This window comes from Actinomadura oligospora ATCC 43269 (genome assembly GCF_000518265.1).
Taxonomy (GTDB): Bacteria; Actinomycetota; Actinomycetes; order Streptosporangiales; family Streptosporangiaceae; genus Spirillospora; species Spirillospora oligospora.
The window spans coordinates 55,574-72,299 of record NZ_JADG01000016.1; the positions used below are offsets into that span (position 1 = coordinate 55,574).

Here is a 16,726-nt window from a genome sequence, read left to right on the forward strand (position 1 = left end):
AAGGCCCAGATCCGTCGCACAATCGACTCCATGCGCAAGATTCCGACCGTTTTCCTCCGTGACCGGGACACCGATCCGAAGCATGTGACCCGCGTTCCCCACCCCGACTGCGCCTGGGTTCTCGCCGGTGACGGCGTCCCGACCCGCAAGTTCGACGGCACCTGCGTCCGGTTCGACGGCGCGCGGTGGTGGGCGCGCCGCGAGGTCCGCTCCGGCCGGACGGCCCCGGACGGATTCCTCCCGCTCGGCACGGACGAGGCGACCGGCAAAACCGTCGGCTGGGAGCCCGCCGAGTCGTCCGCGTACTGGAAGTACCTGTGCGCCGCCGCGGGGGACGCCGTCTGGGAGGAGGGCACGTACGAGCTGATCGGCCCGAAGGTCAACGGCAACCCGGAGGGCGTGGACGAGCACACCCTCGTTCCGCACGGAGGCCAGCGCCTCGTCGGCGTTCCGCTCGACTTCGACGGGCTGCGCGAGTGGTTGCTCACCCACCCGTACGAGGGGATCGTGTGGCACGCGCCGGACGGGCGGATGGCGAAGCTGAAGCGCCGCGACATGCGGCGCTGATCGGCTGATCGGGATCCCGGGGGCGGGTCGGGACGGTTCGTGGTGCTCCGTCCCGACCCCGTCGGAAGGGGTGTGGGGAGTCACGGCGGCGGTGTGCCGCCGTGACCCCGTCCCCCCACACCGCAGGCGGACCCGGCGCGTCAGGCCCGGAACGGACGCGCCTTCCCGAGCGCTTCCGTTCCGCCCCCTTGGGCCTGGCGCGATCGCCATCCACTTCGGTGCGCATGAAGTTAGCGGGGTCGGACGCGCGGGTTCACTCGCTTCGGGAGCGCGTCGGTGAGCGGTCGGTCACCTGCGGTGAGCGGTCCGGTGCGGGGGACGGGCGGCGCGTGGACTTCTCGTGCGCGCGTGGACTTCTCACCTGGAGGACAGGCCACCGCCACCGGGCCTACAGGTAGAGGCCGTAGAGCTCCTCGGGGTGGTCCCAGATCGGCGGCATGTCGTCGGCGACGAGGGTGACCAGGGCGTCGCGGCTCGGGCGGTCGGGGAGGGACGCGATGCGCTGGGCCTGGTTGGCGACGGCCATGTCCAGAAGGTTCCGCATGAGGCGTCCGTTGCCGAAGGCCGCTCCGCGCGGGACGCGGCGCAGCATGGCCGACAGGACGCCGGGGAGCTCGTCGTCCAGGAGGAAGCCGTCGTCCTGGGCGAGCGCGGCGAACACCGCGACCAGTTCCTCGTCGGTGTAGTCGGGGAAGTGGATCTGCTTGGGGAAGCGCGAGTCGAGGCCGGGGTTGGCGGCGAGGAACTCGGCCATCTCGCGCTGGTATCCGGCGACGATCACGACGAGGTCGTCGCGGTGGTCCTCCATGAGCTTGACCAGCTCGGCGATCGCCTCGTGGCCGTAGTCGCCCTTCAGCGGCGACTGCGTGAGGGTGTAGGCCTCGTCGATGAACAGGACGCCGCCGACCGCGCGCTCGACCAGGCGGCGGGTGCGCGGCGCGGTCTGGCCGATGTACTCGCCGACCAGGTGCGTCCGGGACGCCTCGACCAGGTGCCCGGACGACAGGACGCCGAGCCGCCGGTAGATCCGTCCGAGCAGGCGGGCGACCATCGTCTTGCCGGTTCCGGGGCTGCCGGTGAAGACCATGTGCCGGGTCGGCGTGCTCACCCGCAGGCCGGAGCGGACGCGCGCCCGGTCGACGCGCGCGGTCGCGGCGAGCAGCGCGATCTCGTGCTTGACGTTCTCCAGCCCGGTCAGCGCGGCGAGCTCGGCCATCGGGTCGCCCGCGGCCTTCGCGGTGTCGAGCGTCGCCGGGACGTCGCCCTTCCGGACGACCGGCTGCTCGTCCTCGGCGGTCCTCAGCCCGGAGAGGACCAGGTCGGCCAGGTAGGGGGCGAGGCGGGCGTTGCGGAGGGTCTGGACGGGCGGGGTCGCGGCGAGCAGCGTCCCGGCGGCGGCGAGGGCGTGCCGGGTCGCGCGGGCGCCGCGGACGGCGAGCGCGCGGCGGAACAGTTCGGCGTGCCCGTCGGCGGTGAACGGGCGGGTCCGCGCGATCCGGAACCGCTGTGGCAGGACGGGGTTGACCTCGCCGATCCGGTGGTCGCCCTCGGCGTCGCAGAGCGCGGCGACGTGCAGTTCGGGATGGATGGCGAGCAGCCGGTGCAGCTCCTCGGCGACGGCCTCGCCGAGGCTCGGGTCGGCGACCACGGCGTCCAGGCCCTCGAACACCAGGAGGCGGTCGGCGCCGCAGTCGCGGACGTCGGCGTGGAGCTTGGCGACGGCGTCCGGGAGACGCTGCCCGACCAGCAGGTTCGCGGTCAGCCAGAGCGGGTCGCGGCTCAGGGACAGGGCGCGGCTGAGCTCCTGCGCGGCGTCCCGCTTGCCGGTGCCGTCCGGCCCGGCGAGCAGCAGCCGGACGCCCGGACGGGGCGCGCCCGCGCCCGCTGTGGCGCCCGCGAGGACGCGGTCGAGCGCGGCGGTCAGCTCCGGCTGGTCCACCAGGCCCGTGGACGGCGCGGCGGGCACGGCGGCGGGCTCGCCCGGGGCGGGCCTCAGCCGGTCGGCGAGCGGGTTCGGCACCCGGCGGCGCGGCGCGAAGAGGCGCCGCAGGTCGGTCTGGAACTGGACGACCGGAATCCACTCGGGGCGCGGGAACCACGGGTCGCCGGGCAGTCCCTGGACGATCGCGACGAACCGCATCGACATGTCGAGCCAGGCGCGGCAGGCGTCCGCCGCGCCCGAGACCAGGGCCGCGACCAGCCACGACCGCGTCTGCTCCTGCCACGCCGCGGCCTTGAACCCGCGCCGCTCGACCGGGAACCGGGCGCGGACCTCGCGGTACCGGTCCTCGCCGACCGCGACCGCCAGCTCCGGCGGTACGTGCTCCATGCTGCCCTGCAGCAGCAGCTGGACGAGATGGGTCTCGACCGACTCCTCGCGCGGCGCGACGGCCATCAGGTGCTCGCGCGCCGCGAGCAGCCCCTCGCACACCCACTCCAGGTACCCGACCGGCCCGAGCAGCTCCGGGACGGCGGCGAGGACGCTCTCGGGCGCGTGCGCGTGCCACTGCTCGCGCAGTTCCATCTTCGGCAGGTTGACCTCGCCGGGCGGCGGCGCGTCGTACAGGTCGATCAGCGCGCGGCGGCGGGTCTCCAGCGGCTCGATGCCCTCCAGCGCGACCAGGCACTCGCGGGCCAGGTCGATCGCGAGCTCCCGGTCCGGGGCCTCCACCAGCCAGTCCAGCGGCGGACGCCACCGGCCGCCGGGCGCGTCGCAGCGGGTCATGCGGGTGCTCAGCGGCGCGGGGTTCGCCAGGTGCCGGTACAGCAGGCGTTCGGGGAGCTGCGACCACGACCCGGCCTTGATCGCGCCGCCGCCCGGCAGGAACGCCAGGATCGCGAAGATCTCGGCCGTGACCAGGGACGCGGGCAGCGTGAGCAGCTTGTGCTCGTCGGTCGTGAGGCCCGCCGCGCGCGGGTCCGCGGCGAGCGCGTCGATCCGGGCGGCGACCTCGTCGAACAGGCCGTCCGGGACGCGCCAGGGGCCGTGGGCGTACACGTCCAGGACCGGCTCGTCGGTGAGCAGCAGTTCCAGGTGCTCCGGCAGCCGCAACGCATTCTCCCCAGGGACGTCCAAAACAGGGGTACAGCCTACGTTTCCGGACGTGTCGCCCGTCCGGGATCCGGAGGACGCGGCCCGGACGACGCGGCCCGGGCCCGTGCTCCGCCGGATCCCGCCAGTCTCCGCCTCCCCGCCCGTCCCGTCGAGAGTGAGATTCCCGGTTGGCGGGTACCGGCCGTCCGGAACCCGCGGAGCCGGAGCGGAGGGGCAGCGGGAGGGATGCGAGGATGACGGCATGCCGGGAAACGTGCGTCCTGTCGAGGACGAGCGCGACGGCCTGACGGCCTTCCTCGCGCAGCAGCGGAACGTTTTGCGCATCGCCGCGTACGGGCTCACCGACGAGCAGGCGGGGCTCACGCCGTCCGCGAGCTCGCTGAGCGTCGGCGGCCTGATCAAGCACGTCACGCGCGCCGAGCGCAACTGGATGAACATGGTGGAGCGCCTGCCGCGCGACAACGACCCCGAGGCGCACGCCGCGGCCTTCGTCTTCGGCCCGGACGACACCCTGGAAGGCGTCCTCGCCGACTACGCGCGCGCCGCCGAACGCACCGACAGGGTCGTCGGCGGGATCGCCGACCTGGGGTATCCCGTCCCGATCCCGAAGGGCGTGCCCTGGTTCCCGCAGGACGTGGACGCCTGGTCGCTCCGCTGGGTGCTGCTGCACCTGATCCAGGAGACCGCGCGGCACGCCGGGCACGCCGACATCGTCCGCGAGTCGATCGACGGCGCGACCGCCTTCCCGCTCATGGCCGCCGCCGAGGACTGGCCGGACATGCCGTGGATCACGCCCTGGCGGCCGGGAACCCCCGGCTGAAACCGCCTCTGACCTGCGCGGTAATCCAGCGTTGATCGACTCGTGTCAGGGTCGCTGACGTCGGCGCGCCTCCAGGGGGTTGGCAGGCGTGCCGAGCGTTGGCCTGGCCTCATGACGACCGCTGCGTTCTGGCCGGGCACTCCCTCAGCGCGGATCCCGGACGGCCCCAACCGTCCGGGATCCCGCCGCTGACGGGCCCCTCGTGTTCCTCTGGCCGTTCTCAGGTCATCCGGCGCAGCGCCTCGACGGCGATGCGGGCGGCGGTTCCGATCACGGCGTCCGCGCGCGGCGCGACGGCCACAGGCTCGGACGCGCGGGTGAAGACGGCCACGGCGTAGCGTCCGCCGTCGGGGTACTCGACGACCCCGATCTCGTTACGCAGGGTGAGTAGCGTCCCGGTCTTGCCGCTGACCCGGACGTCGTCGCGCGGGAAGCCCGAGGACAGCCGGTGCGGCCACACCTGGAGGCCGAGCAGGCGGCGCATCAGCGCGCACTCGGCGGCGGGGGCGGCCTCGTCCCGCCAGATCATCGACAGCAGCCGGGTCAGCTCGCGCGGGGTCCCGTCGCTGGTGCGGGACGGGTCGAGCGAGCCCAGACGGTCGATCATCCCCGGCTCGTCCAGGCGCTGCCACAGCTCGCCGAGGTCGGCCGCGCCGGAGTCGGCGAGCAGCGCGCCGAACAGGTCCCGGCCGTCGCCGGTCACGTGGACGCCGCGCAGGCCCAGCGCCTCCAGCGCCGCGTTGATCTCGTCCCGTCCGACGCGCGCGTAGAGGGCGTCCGCCGCGGCGTTGTCACTGACCGTGATCATCAGGCAGGCCAGGTCGCGCAGCGACATCGTCACGTCGTCCAGCATGACCGAGAGGCCGGTGCCGCCCTCGGTCCGCTCGTCCGGCCGCAGGGTGACCTGCTCGGACGGGTCCAGGACGCCGCGCGCGGCCAGCCGGAGGAACGCGACCAGAAGCGGGACCTTGTAGACCGAGGCGAGGACGACCGGGTCGTCCGCGCCGACGCCGAGCTCGCGGCCGGTGTCGATGTCCACCGCGTGGAGGCGTCCGGAGACGCCCGCCTCGGCGAACGCCCGCTCGATCGTCCGCAGCGTCTCGCGCGCGGCCACGGACACCGATCCGGCTGCGGAACCGGCCTTGGGGGCGCGGGCGGTCATGCCAGGAACCCGGAGGACGGGCGCAGCACGACGCGCCGCGGCGGGACGGCGTCGAGCGGCCGCATCGCGGCGACCTCGCGCAGGACGTCGGTGGTCACGGCCGCGAAGTCTGCCACCGCCGGGTCCTCCGCGTCGCGCCGCCAGGCGCACGAGGTGCGCAGCGCCAGCGGCGCCCCGGCCAGCGGACGCCACACCGCCCCGCCCCCGCCGCCGGTGCCGGTGGCGCCGGTCACGTCGGCCGGGCGCGGGACGAGCGCGACCGCCGTGCCGGACAGGACGAGCCCCAGCGCGAACTGCGGGTGCCGGGCCTCGTGGACGACCGGCGGCTCGAACCCGTTCCGGCGGCAGGCTGCCAGCAGGTCGTCGTGGACCCCCGGGGCCTCGTCGCGCGGGAAGAGCACCAGGTCACGGCCCCCGAGCGAGTCCACCGGGGGCTCCGGCGCGGAGGCGAGCGGGTCGTCCGCCGCGAGCAGGACGCCGAGGGGCTGCGCGAGCATCGGACCGAGCGCCAGACCGCGGGTGTCGCAGGGGTGGCGCAGGACGGCGACGTCGAGCGAGCCGTCCGCGAGGGCGCGGAGCTGCTCGGCCGTGCTCGTCTCGCGCAGGGTGAGCCGCAGGTCGGGACGCCGGTCGCGGAACGCCGACACCAGCGCCGCGACGACGTCGCCGCCGAGGTCGGACGGCAGTCCCGCGCGCACGAGGCCGACCTCGCCGCTGCGGGCGCGGTCGGCGAGCTCGCGGATCCGGTCGACGCGTCCGAGCACGTCGCGCGCCTCGGGCAGGAGCAGCCGCCCGGCGGCGGTCAGCTCGACCCTCCTGCTCGTCCGGTCGAAGAGCCGCACCCCGAGTTCGTCCTCCAGCCTGCGGATGCGCTGGCTCAGCGGGGGCTGGGCCATGCCGAGCCGCTCCGCCGCGTGGCCGAAGTGCAGTTCCTCGGCGACGACGACGAAGTGGGCGAGATGCCCAACGATGTCCATGACCTGGAACGATATCAATTCCCATACCGCTGCGGGATCGATACCACTCTTGGACATACCCCCGATGACCTGGTGTTCTGTGAGCTCACCGCACCAAGAGGGGGATGTCATGACGCGATCCCGGTGGATGGCGGTCGCCGCAGCCGCGGTGGCCGTCGTGCTCGTCGGAGCCGGGGCGTTCTGGCTGCTCAGGGGAGACGACGGGCCGAAGGGCACCGCCGAGAAGTTCACCGCCGCGTGGAGCCGGGGGGACTACGCCGCGATGCGCGACCTCACGGCGGTCCCGCCCGTCGACCTCACCACGAGGCTCGCCAAGCAGCGCGACGACCTGGGCGCGACGGCGCAGAAGTACACGGTCGCGTCCGTCGGCAAGCCGAAGGGCGGCGAGGCGGGCGGCGCGTACTCCGCGGAGCTCACCCTCGCGGGGGGCCGCACCTGGAGCTACGACGGGACGCTCGGGTTCACCAAGTCCGGCGGCGAGTGGAAGGTGGACTGGTCGCCGACCGTCCTCTACCCGACGCTGAAGGAGGGGCAGCGCCTCACCGCCTCGCGCTCCTGGCCGACCCGCGGGCAGATCAGCTACGCGGACGGTTCGTCCATGGAGGGCTCGCCGTCGGGGTCCGTGCAGCAGATCGTGGGGCCGGTCGGCCCGGCGACGGACGAGGCGGCCAAGAAGCTCGGCGCGCCCTACCGCAAGGGCGACCCGGTCGGCGTGGACGGCCTGAGCAAGCAGTACGAGAAGCGGCTCGCCGGGACGCCCGCGATGACCGTCCAGGTCGTCGACGCGTCCGGGCGGACGGTCTCGACGATCAAGCGGTTCGGCGGCCAGGACGGCCGGCCGCTGCGCACGACGATCGACGCGAGGGTGCAGAAGGCCGCCGGGCAGGCGCTGTCCGGCGTGGACAAGCCCGCCTCGCTCGTCGCGCTGCGTCCGTCCACGGGGGAGATCCTGGCCATCGCGAACAAGCCGGGCGGCCTGAACCGGGTGCTGCTCGGCCACTACCCGCCGGGCTCGACGTTCAAGGTCGTCACCGCCGCGGCGCTCGTCGCGGGCGGGATGGACGCCGGGACCCCGGTGCCGTGCCCGGCGACGATCAACGTCGGCGGCCGGCAGTTCAAGAACTACAAGTACGAGAGCTTCGGCACGATCCCGCTGCGGGACGCGTTCGCGCACTCCTGCAACACCACGTTCGCGCAGCTCGCTGTGGAGAAGCTCGGGCAGAAGAAGCTGACGTCGGTCGCGCAGCAGTTCGGGTTCAACGCGCCGATCGTGGGCGGGCTGCCCGCCGTCCGGGCCGCGTTCCCGGGGGCCAAGGACGACACCGCGTTCGCCGCCGAGTCGTTCGGCCAGGGCGAGGTGCTGACCAGCCCGCTGAACATGGCGAGCGTCGCGGGCGCGGCGGCGGACGGCACGTGGCGGACGCCCCGGATCGTCCCGGCCGACCTCGCCTCGCAGGCCGCCGACGCGGGCGGACGCAAGCCCGAGCCCCCGCACCGGCTCGACCCCGCCATCAAGACGGCGCTGCACTCGCTGATGCCCGCCGTCGTCTCCGAGGGCACGGCGCGCGTCGTGAACTTCCCGTCCGGGACGGCGGGCAAGACCGGCACGGCCGAGTTCGGCGGCGGCGACAACCCGCCCACGCACGCCTGGTTCATCGGCTACCGCAGTGACCTGGCCTTCGCCGCGATCGTCGAGGGCGGCGGCACCGGCGCCGAGGCCGCCGCGCCGATCGCCGCGACCTTCCTGGGCTCGGTCGGCTGATTCGGTCGGCTGAGCTGGGATCGGCGGCGTTGAACGGTTGTTGATCGGGGTTCGGCAGGCTGGGCGCAGACGGGCCGGGCGCGAATGACGGTCGACCTCGTTTCTTGGCGGGGGCGGGGTCTGGATCTCCGTCGGCTACGGGCGCGCCCGGCCCGACCCCCCAGTGTCGGGTGCCGACGGGTACGTCCCTTCTGGCGTTGCGGGCGACCCGCCGGCACCCGCCACGACAGGGGACCACAACCCAGGTCACTGCGTGTGGCGGGTCAGCGTGCCAGGTGGGCGCGGATGGCGTCGGCTTCTGGGAGGGCCTGGTCCTCGAAGATCCGCAGGGCCTCGGTCCAGTGCGTCCGGGCGACGGCGGTGTGGCCGCGCGCGGCGAGGGAGCGGGCGAGCGCGTCCAGGGCCATGGCCTGCCCCCACGGGTCGCCGACCTCACGCAGGACGGTCAGCGCGCGTCGGGCGTCCTCCTCAGCGGCCTCGGTGTCGCCGAGATCCAGCCGCGCGTGCGCGACGCGGAACAGCGACAGGCCCTCCCAGACGCGGTATCCGCCGGAGCGGAAGCGCTCCAGCGCCTCGACGTGCATCGCCAGGACCTCGGCGTGCCCCCGGACGTCCCGCAGGACGACGCCCGCCTGGTAGAGCGCGTATCCGATGCCGTACACGCCGCCGAGTTCGCGATGCAGCGCGAGTCCGGCGGTCACGGCCTCGACGGCCTCGTCGGCGTGTCCGACGTCGAGGAGGGCGCGGCCCATCGCGGCCAGCGTGACGCCCTCGCCGTGCCGGTCGCCGTGCGCGCGGAACGCGGCGAGCGCCTCGCGGTCGAACCCGAGCGCCTCCTCGTGCCGTCCGCGCAGGTAGGCGCAGTTGCCGAGGCGGCTGAGCGCGTCCGCGGCGGTCCAGGTGTCGCCGGTCTCGCGCGCCCGGTCGAGCGCGATCCGGCAGACGGCCTCCGCGTCCGCGATCCGGTTGGCGTAGTAGTGAAGCCAGCCGAGCAGCAGGTGGGCGCGGCCTTCGGCGCGACGGTCCCGACGCTGTGAAGAAGCGTCGATCACCGCATGCGCCGCCTGCTCGCATGCGCGCGCGTGGAATCCCGAGACGACCAGCGCGTCGGTGAGCAGCAGCAGGTCGGCGGCGGGGCCCGTCAGCCCGGCACGCGCGGCCTGTGCGATCACCGCGAGCAGCCCTGGCGCTTCGGCGGACAACCAGTCCCGCGCGGCTTCCGGGTCGGGAAAGGACGCGCCGGACGAGCCCGAAGCGTGCGCGCGGCCGTCGCCGGGGTTGACGGCCAGGTGGGCGGCGCGGGTGGTGGCCAGGCAGAAATCGACGAGGCGGCGGAGGGCGGCGGCGCGTTCGGCGGCCGGTTCGTCGGCTTCGGCGCGCTGCCGGGCGTACAGGCGGAGCAGGTCGTGGTAGCGGTACTGGCCGGGAACGGGCGAGCGGAGCAGGCTGACCCGTTCCAGGGCGCGGCACAGTTCGGCGGCCCGGACGGCCGGGACGGCGAGGACGGCCGCGGCGGCCTCCACCGAGAACGACGGCCCGTCCGGCAGGGCGAGCAGCCGGAACGCGCGCCGCAGCGCCGGGCGGAGCTGGTTGTAGCCGAGCTGGAAGACCGGCTCGACGGCGAGGTCGGCGACGCGGAGCTCGGCGAGGCGGCGGCGCCGGTCGGCCAGCCGGTCCACCAGCGACCGGACGGTCCAGCACGGGCGGGCGGCGAGCCGCGCGGCGGCGACGCGGACGGCGAGCGGCAGGTGCCCGCACGCCTCCAGGAGGTCGCGGGCGGCGTCCGGCTCGGCGGCGATCCGGTCGGGTCCGACGATCCGGACGAGCAGCTCGCGGGACTCGTCCGGCGCGAAGACGTCCAGGTCGACGGGGTGGGCCGCGGGAAGGGCGTCCAGCCGGGCCCGTCCGGTGACGATCACGGTGCTGCCGGACGTCCGCGGGAGGAGCGGACGGACCTGGTCGGCGTCGCGGGCGTCGTCCAGCACCATCAGGACGCGCCGTCCGGTGAGGACGCGGCGGAGCAGGGCCGTTCGGTCGCCGAGGTCGTTCGGGACGGCGTCGGTCGCGACGCCGAGGGCCTTCAGGAACGCGCCGAGGACCAGGTGCGGGTCGGCGGGGTGCTCGTGGGCGCCGTGCAGGTCGGCGAAGAGCTGGCCGTCCGGGTGGTCGGCGCGCAGGAGGTGCGCGACGCGCAGGGCGAGCGCCGACTTCCCGACGCCCGCGACCCCGGCGACGGTCGCGACGCCGGTCTCGGCGAGGGCGCGGCGCAGCTCGTCGACCTGGACGGCCCGTCCGGTGAAGTCGGCGACCGCGCCCGGGAGCTGCGCGGGCCGCGCGCTCGTCGCGGGCGTGGGCGAGGACGCGGCGAGAACCTGCTGGTGGAGGGCCGTCAGCGCGAGGCCGGGTTCGATGCCCAGCTCGTCCACGAGGGCGCGGCGCGTGTCGAGGTAGACGTCGAGTGCCTCCGCCCGACGGCCCGCCCGGTACAGGGCGAGCATCAGCAGCTCGCGCGGCCGTTCGCGCAGCGGGTACGCGGCGATCAGCCGTCTCAGCTCGTCGACGGCCTCGGCGTGGTTTCCGAGCCGGATGTCCAGATCGAGTTTGGCCACCTGCGCGGCCACGAGCCGCTCGGTCAGCCGGACGCGTTGTGCCTCGGCGAACGGTCCGGGGATCCCGGCGAACGCTTCGCCTCGCCAGAGTCCGAGCGCGTCGATGAGCAGTTCTCGTGCGCGCGCGTGGGCGCCGTTCGCCTCCGCTCGCTCCGCCTCGGCGACAAGGCGCGTGAAGCGGAGCGTGTCGGTCGCCTCGGACGGGACGCGTAGCGCGTACCCGCTGCCGACCGTGACCAGCACCTCGGACGCGCCGCCCGCGATTCGGCCGGGCTCGAACAGGCGACGCAGCCGGGACGCATAGGTACGCAGCGTGCCGAGCGCGCGCGGCGGGGGATCGCCGTCCCAGACGGCGGAGACGAGCTCGGGCGCGGACACCGGCGCGCCCTCGCGGAGCAGCAGGACGGCGAGCAGCGCGCGCTGCTGGGGCGAGCCGAGGTCAAGGTCGGTGTCCCCGCGCCGTCCGAGCGGCGGGCCGAGTAGGCGGAACCGCAGTGGCTCGGTCGGCGTCTCCATCGGGAAAGAGTAGATCGCGGCAGCTCATGACCGAACCCGGGCCGTGAGCACGTTCCCGGGGCCGGTCTCGGAACCTGTCGCGTCCGGATCAACGGACATGGCCTATCGATCACCACATTTAGGCCAGAATGGGCGTTTATGGACAGCGATCGGGGCCTCCGGTTCGCCGTGCTGGGCCCGGTGCGCGCCTTCCGGGACGGCGCGGAGCTGCCGCTCGGCGGCCCGCAGCAGCGCGCGTTCCTCGCCGCGCTGCTCGCCGTCGGAGGGCGCGGCCTGCCGATGGACCGGATCGTCGCGGCGCTCTGGGGCGACGACCCGCCCGCCCGCGCCGTCGGGACCGTCCGCACCTACGCCTCCCGGCTCCGCCAGGTGCTGGAGCGTGACCGGTCCCGCCCCGAGATCCTGCTGTCGGACGGCGACGGATACGCCCTGGTCGTCCCGGACGAGGCCGTGGACGCGCGCGCCTTCGAGGCGGACGTCGCCAGGGCCGACGCGTCGGTGTGCCCGGAGGTCCGCCGCGACAGGCTCGACGCCGCGCTGCGCGCGTTCACCGGCGTCCCGCTGACCGGCGTCCCCGGCCCGGACGCCGACGCCTGGCGCACCCGGCTCGCCGAACGCAGGCTCGACGTCCTGCTGACCCGCCTCGACCTCGACCTCGCCCTCGGACGGCACGCCGCCGCCGTCGCCGAACTCGGCCTGCTCGCCGGGGAGAACCCCCTGGACGAACGCGTCCACGGCCTGCTGATGACGGCCCTGTACCGGCACGGACGCCAGGCCGAGGCGCTCGCCGCCTACGCCGACGCCCGGCGCGTCCTCGAGGAAGAGCTTGGCGTCCGTCCCGGCCCTGAGCTCGCCGACCTGCACCAGCGGATCCTGCGCAACGACCCGTCCCTGGACATCGGCGACCGCGACGCCGCTCCGCTGCCCACCCCGGAACCCGCGCCCGAGCCGGAGCAGCCCTCCCTGCCCAAGCCTGCCGCGCTCCCCGCCGACCTTCCCGACTTCACCGGACGAACCGCCCTCGTCGAGGAGCTCGCCCGAGCCCTGACCGTCCCCGCCGAGGAACGCGCCGCGCCGCCGGTGCTGGGCCTGTGCGGCGTCGGCGGCGTCGGGAAGACCGCGCTGGCCGTGCACGTCGCGCACACCGTCCGCTACGCCTACCCCGACGGGCAGCTCTACATCGACCTCCAGGGCGTCTCGGAACACCCGCTCGACCCCTGCGTCGTCCTCGCCGGATTCCTGCGCTCGCTCGGCGTCCCGAAGGACGCGATCCCGGACGGCATGGCCGACCGGTCGGCGCTCCTGCGCTCCCACCTCGCCGACCGGCGCGTCCTGCTCCTGCTCGACAACGCCCGCGACGCCGCCCAGGTCCGGCCGCTGCTGCCCGGCGAGGGGGGCTGCGCCGTCCTGATCACCGGCCGCGCCCGCCTGGGCGGCCTGCCCGGCGCCCGGCACGTCGACCTGGACGTCCTCGAGCCCGTCGAGGCGATCGAGATGTTCGCCACGATCGCGGGACGCGACCGCGTCGCCGCCGAACGCGCGGCCGTCGTCGACGTCGTCGGGCTCTGCGGGCTGCTGCCGCTCGCCGTCCGGATCGTCGCCGCGCGCCTCGCCGCCCGGCCGTCCTGGACGGTCGGCACCCTCGCCGCGCGCCTCGCCGACGGCCGCCGCCGCCTCGCCGAGCTGCGGATCGGCTCGCTCGCCGTCGAGGCGACCTTCCGGCTCGGCTACGACCAGCTGAACCCCGCGCAGGCCCGCGCGTTCCGCCTGCTCGCCCTCCCCGACGCGAACGGCCTGTCGGTGGAGGCCGCCGCCGCGACCCTCGGCGAGACCGACGTGCTCGCGGTCGAGGACGTCCTGGAGTCCCTGGTCGACCTCGGGCTGCTCGACTCGACCGCGCCCGGCCGCTACCGCTACCACGACCTGCTCTGGCTGTTCGCGCGGCAGACCTCCGGACGCCTGGACGACACGGCCGCGCGGACCGTCGTCCCCGTCCGCCTGCTGACCCACCTGCTGACCGTCCAGCGCGCGGTGACCGGCCTCGTCCGCCCCGGCCTGTTCACCTCCGGAATCTCCAACCCCACCCCGCCCTCCGGAGCCGCGCCGACCGCCGAGGCCGCGTCGCCGCTCGAAACCGCGTCGCTCCTCGAAGCCTCGTACACGCCCGGTTTCGACTCCGCCGCACGGGCCCGGACCTGGACGTTCGGCAACCTCGACACGATGCTCACGGTCGTCCGGCAGATCGCCCGCGAGGGGACCGCGCCCGCCGCGGCCGCCGACCTGCTGTTCGCCCTCGACCCGCTGGTCGAGGAGGGCTACCGCTGGTGCGAGGTCGAGTCCGCCGCGCGCGCCCTCGCGGACGGCGGCCCCGGACCGTACGCGGAGGGCCGGGCCAGCTACGTCGTCGGCCGGGTCGCCGTCCACACCAGCCGCCTGGACGAAGCGGAGGAGGCCGCCGGACGCGCCGCCGAACTCGCCGGACTCGTCGGAGACACCGCGCTGCGCGTCGCGTCCCACGACCTGCTCGCGCACGTCGCGTTCTACCGGCTGCGCCCGCGCGAGGCCGCCGGGCACCTCGAACGCGCGCTCAGCCTCGGCCGCGAGCTGGGCGACCGCGCCGGGGAGATGGAACGCCTGGCCAGCCTGGCCTACACGCACGTCGAGCTGGACGAGCCCGATCGGGCGATCGACTGGGCCGAGGACGCCCGCGCCCTCGCCCGCGAACTCGGCTACGGCGCGGGCGAGGCGTACGCGCTCTACACCCTCGGCATGGCCCTCGACCGCACCGGACGCCTCGACGAGGCCGTCGCCCGCTACGACGACGCGCTCGCGATCTGCTGGTCGCAGGGGCTGCGCGCCCGCGAGTCCTACGTCCTGCTGCGGCTGGCCGAGACCCAGCTGCGCCGCGACCGTCCGGCGGAGGCGCTCGCCACGGCCGGGCAGTCCCTCACGATCGGCCGCGAGATCGGCGAGGAGTTCCAGGTCGGCCGCGCCCGCGTCGCGCTCGGCCGTGCGCACGCCGCGCTCGGCGACACCGCGGCCGCCCGCGCCTGCTGGACCGAGGCCCTGGACGTCTTCACCCGCCTCGATGTCGCCGAGTCCGCCGAGGCCCGCGCCCTCTTGAACACCCTCCGCGCCGGGAAAGACGCCACCCCCTGACCCGAGCGGTGAGGGTTAGAGCCAGTCGCGGCGTTTGAAGAGGACGTACAGCCAGGCGCTCAGCACGATGATCGCCAGTGAGCTGAACCAGAAGCCCCAGCCGTGTCCGTAGCCCGGGTACGGGACGTTCTGTCCGTAGAACCCGGTGATGGCGGTCGGGACGGCGATGATCGCGGCCCAGCTGGTGACCTTCTTCATCACCTCGTTCAGGCGGTTGCCCTGGAGGGCGATCCGGGTGTCCAGGAGGTTCGCGATCAGGTCGCGCAGGCCGTCGGTGTACTCGCCGACGCGCAGCGCGTGGTCGTAGACGTCCTGGTAGTAGGGGATCAGCGGCTGTGCGACGAACCGCACGTCCCGGCGGAGCAGGGTGTTGAGGATCTCGCGCATCGGCAGCGACACCCGGCGCAGCATGAACAGGTTCTTGCGCAGCCTGAAGCTGCGCTCCTGGATCTCCCGCACCGGGAACGCGTCGTCGAAGATCAGCTCCTCCAGCGCGTCCGCCTCGTCGTCGAACGCCTGCGCCGCGCCGAGCTGGTGGTCCACGACCAGGTCGAGCAGCGCGTACAGCAGCAGCCCGACCGTGTCGGACGCCGACCTGCCCTGGGTGATGTCGGGGCTGCGGTCCCAGCGCCGCACCAGGTCCTCGACCGGGAACCCCGGTTCCGGCCGGACGGTCACGATCGCCGTGTCCGTCACGAACGCCGACACCTCGAAGAGCCGCATGTCCGCGCCGTCGACGACCGGCAGGTAGAGGTTCAGGAAGAGGTAGTCGGCGTAGCGGTCCAGCTTGGTGCGCTCGTGCCGGGAGACGGCGTCCTCCACCGCGACCGGGTCGAGGTTCAGCTCGCGGCTGATCACGCGCATCGCCGTGTGCTGCGGCCCGCACAGGTCGAGCCAGACGACGGTGTCGTCCTGCTTCAGGTACTCGCTGACGTCGTCGGCCGGGAAGCCCTCGGCCTTCATGGTGCCGCCGTGCCAGGCACGGGTGCGCGGCGGCTCGGCGTAGATCTCGTCCTCGGCGGCAGGTTCCGGGGGCTGCGCGGTCATGCCGTCGCCCTACCCATGGAGCGGCCCGTGTACCGGCGCCGCCCCCACCGCCGCGGGCCCGGTCGACCCCCGGACGACCAGCTCGCCCGGCAGCGACAGCGACCCGGGACGCTCGCCCTCCAGAAGCCGCAGCAGCGCGTCCATGCCCGCCGCGCCCAGCTCGTCGGCGGGCAGCCGGACGGTCGTCAGCTCCGGTTCCAGCGCCGCCGCCAGCAGGACGTCGTCGAACCCCGTCACCGACAGGTCGCGCGGGATCTCCAGGCCGCGCGCCCGCGCCGCCTTGTAAGCCCCGGCCGACATCACGTCGTCGTCGCAGACCAGCGCGGTCGGACGGCCCGGGCCGCCGAGCAGGCGCAGGGCCGCGTCCTTGGCGTCGGCGACGTCGAGCGCGGCGTCCTCGCGGACGAGGGTCGCGCCCGGGACGGCCGCCACGGCGTCCGCGAGGGCCCGCCCGCGCGCGTGGAACGTCCACTGGTCGATGGACGACGCGAGGTGCCCGAACCGCCGGTGGCCGAGCCCGGCCAGGTGGTCCACGATCACGCGCATCCCGTCCTCGACGCCGAACACCACGGTCGGGGCCTCGGCCGCCGGATCCGAGTCGAGCATCACGACCGGCGTCCCGGCGAACCCGCTCAGCGCGTCCTCGGCCAGCGAGGACGCGAGGATCCCGTCGATCGCCTCGTGCGGCGCGGCGAACGGGCTGTCGGCCGGGCCCGCGTGCTCCGGCCAGGGGTAGGCGACGACCCCGAACCCGTGCTGCGCCGCGACCCGCGCCGCGCCCTCGTAGACCGCTCCGAAGAACGGCGCGGTCAGGGTCGGCACGACGAGCATCACCGTGCGGGTGGAGCCGAGCCGCAGGCTGCGCGCGGCGCGGTTCGGCCGGTATCCGAGCCGCTCAGCCGCGTCCTGGACGGCCGCCGCCGTCGCGGGCGACACCCGTCCCGACCACTTCCCGCCCAGCACCAGCGAGACCGTGGACTGCGACACCCCGGCCGCCTTCGCCACGTCCCGGCTCGTCGGGCGGCTGGTCATCGACATGCCTGCAGGCTAGC

10 protein-coding genes are annotated in these 16,726 nt (G+C 74.7%); 4 read left to right on the forward strand and 6 right to left on the reverse strand.

The genetic code is table 11. The features are described from left to right. Window positions 1–30: 30 nt before the first annotated feature. The gene (locus tag P696_RS0124135) at window positions 31–567 is read left to right on the forward strand and encodes an RNA ligase 1 family protein (protein ID WP_026414354.1); all 537 of its coding nucleotides are present in this window, start codon (window positions 31–33) and stop codon (window positions 565–567) included. Between the two features lie 388 nt (window positions 568–955). On the opposite strand, the gene P696_RS52885 is transcribed toward P696_RS0124135, so the two are convergent. Next, window positions 956–3,619, reverse strand: a complete 2,664-nt coding sequence (locus tag P696_RS52885) for an AAA family ATPase (protein ID WP_051468087.1) — start codon at window positions 3,617–3,619, stop codon at window positions 956–958. Between the two features lie 244 nt (window positions 3,620–3,863). Here P696_RS52885 and P696_RS0124145 point away from each other — a divergent pair, with 244 nt between their 5' ends. Continuing rightward, the gene (locus P696_RS0124145) at window positions 3,864–4,442 is read left to right on the forward strand and encodes a DinB family protein (protein WP_026414355.1); all 579 of its coding nucleotides are present in this window, start codon (window positions 3,864–3,866) and stop codon (window positions 4,440–4,442) included. Between the two features lie 220 nt (window positions 4,443–4,662). Here P696_RS0124145 and P696_RS0124150 read toward each other — a convergent pair whose 3' ends face one another. Together P696_RS0124150 and P696_RS0124155 are read right to left on the reverse strand one after the other, a co-directional pair. Continuing rightward, window positions 4,663–5,604, reverse strand: coding sequence for a serine hydrolase (locus tag P696_RS0124150; protein ID WP_084338053.1), 942 nt, complete (start codon window positions 5,602–5,604; stop codon window positions 4,663–4,665). Next, complete coding sequence (locus P696_RS0124155; protein ID WP_026414357.1) at window positions 5,601–6,581, reverse strand: LysR family transcriptional regulator; 981 nt, start codon at window positions 6,579–6,581, stop codon at window positions 5,601–5,603. The genes P696_RS0124150 and P696_RS0124155 overlap by 4 nt, the downstream gene beginning before the upstream one ends. A 109-nt stretch (window positions 6,582–6,690) precedes the next feature. On the opposite strand from P696_RS0124155, the gene P696_RS0124160 reads away from it, so the two are divergent. Next, entirely contained in the window at window positions 6,691–8,343 is a 1,653-nt protein-coding gene (locus tag P696_RS0124160; protein WP_026414358.1) for a penicillin-binding transpeptidase domain-containing protein, read from the forward strand. 263 nt (window positions 8,344–8,606) lie between these two features. Here P696_RS0124160 and P696_RS47675 read toward each other — a convergent pair whose 3' ends face one another. Then, window positions 8,607–11,468: an AfsR/SARP family transcriptional regulator gene (locus P696_RS47675; RefSeq protein ID WP_034486587.1), complete on the reverse strand. Its 2,862-nt coding sequence runs from the start codon at window positions 11,466–11,468 to the stop codon at window positions 8,607–8,609. A gap of 138 nt (window positions 11,469–11,606) precedes the next feature. Between P696_RS47675 and P696_RS47680 the strand changes: the two genes are divergently transcribed. Further along, entirely contained in the window at window positions 11,607–14,627 is a 3,021-nt protein-coding gene (locus P696_RS47680) for an AfsR/SARP family transcriptional regulator (RefSeq protein WP_034486590.1), read from the forward strand. A 15-nt stretch (window positions 14,628–14,642) separates the two neighbouring features. On the opposite strand, the gene P696_RS0124175 is transcribed toward P696_RS47680, so the two are convergent. After that, window positions 14,643–15,674 carry a magnesium transporter CorA family protein gene (locus P696_RS0124175; protein ID WP_026414359.1) on the reverse strand — a complete coding sequence of 344 codons (1,032 nt, stop codon included), beginning with the start codon at window positions 15,672–15,674 and terminating at the stop codon, window positions 14,643–14,645. A gap of 9 nt (window positions 15,675–15,683) precedes the next feature. After that, window positions 15,684–16,712 (reverse strand): LacI family DNA-binding transcriptional regulator, encoded by a 1,029-nt coding sequence (locus P696_RS0124180; RefSeq protein ID WP_026414360.1) that lies wholly within the window; start codon window positions 16,710–16,712, stop codon window positions 15,684–15,686. Between the last annotated feature and the right edge of the window lie 14 nt (window positions 16,713–16,726).

Bases quoted from the DNA above. Each gene is read 5' to 3' on its own strand.
- P696_RS0124160 (WP_026414358.1), top strand. From the start codon at position 6,691: ATGACGCGATCCCGGTGGATGGCGGTCGCCGCAGCCGCGGTGGCCGTC.
- P696_RS0124145 (WP_026414355.1), top strand. From the start codon at position 3,864: ATGCCGGGAAACGTGCGTCCTGTCGAGGACGAGCGCGACGGCCTGACG.
- P696_RS47675 (WP_034486587.1), bottom strand. From the start codon at position 11,468: ATGGAGACGCCGACCGAGCCACTGCGGTTCCGCCTACTCGGCCCGCCG.
- P696_RS0124180 (WP_026414360.1), bottom strand. From the start codon at position 16,712: ATGTCGATGACCAGCCGCCCGACGAGCCGGGACGTGGCGAAGGCGGCC.
- P696_RS0124175 (WP_026414359.1), bottom strand. From the start codon at position 15,674: ATGACCGCGCAGCCCCCGGAACCTGCCGCCGAGGACGAGATCTACGCC.
- P696_RS0124155 (WP_026414357.1), bottom strand. From the start codon at position 6,581: ATGGACATCGTTGGGCATCTCGCCCACTTCGTCGTCGTCGCCGAGGAA.
- P696_RS47680 (WP_034486590.1), top strand. From the start codon at position 11,607: ATGGACAGCGATCGGGGCCTCCGGTTCGCCGTGCTGGGCCCGGTGCGC.
- P696_RS0124135 (WP_026414354.1), top strand. From the start codon at position 31: ATGCGCAAGATTCCGACCGTTTTCCTCCGTGACCGGGACACCGATCCG.
- P696_RS0124150 (WP_084338053.1), bottom strand. From the start codon at position 5,604: ATGACCGCCCGCGCCCCCAAGGCCGGTTCCGCAGCCGGATCGGTGTCC.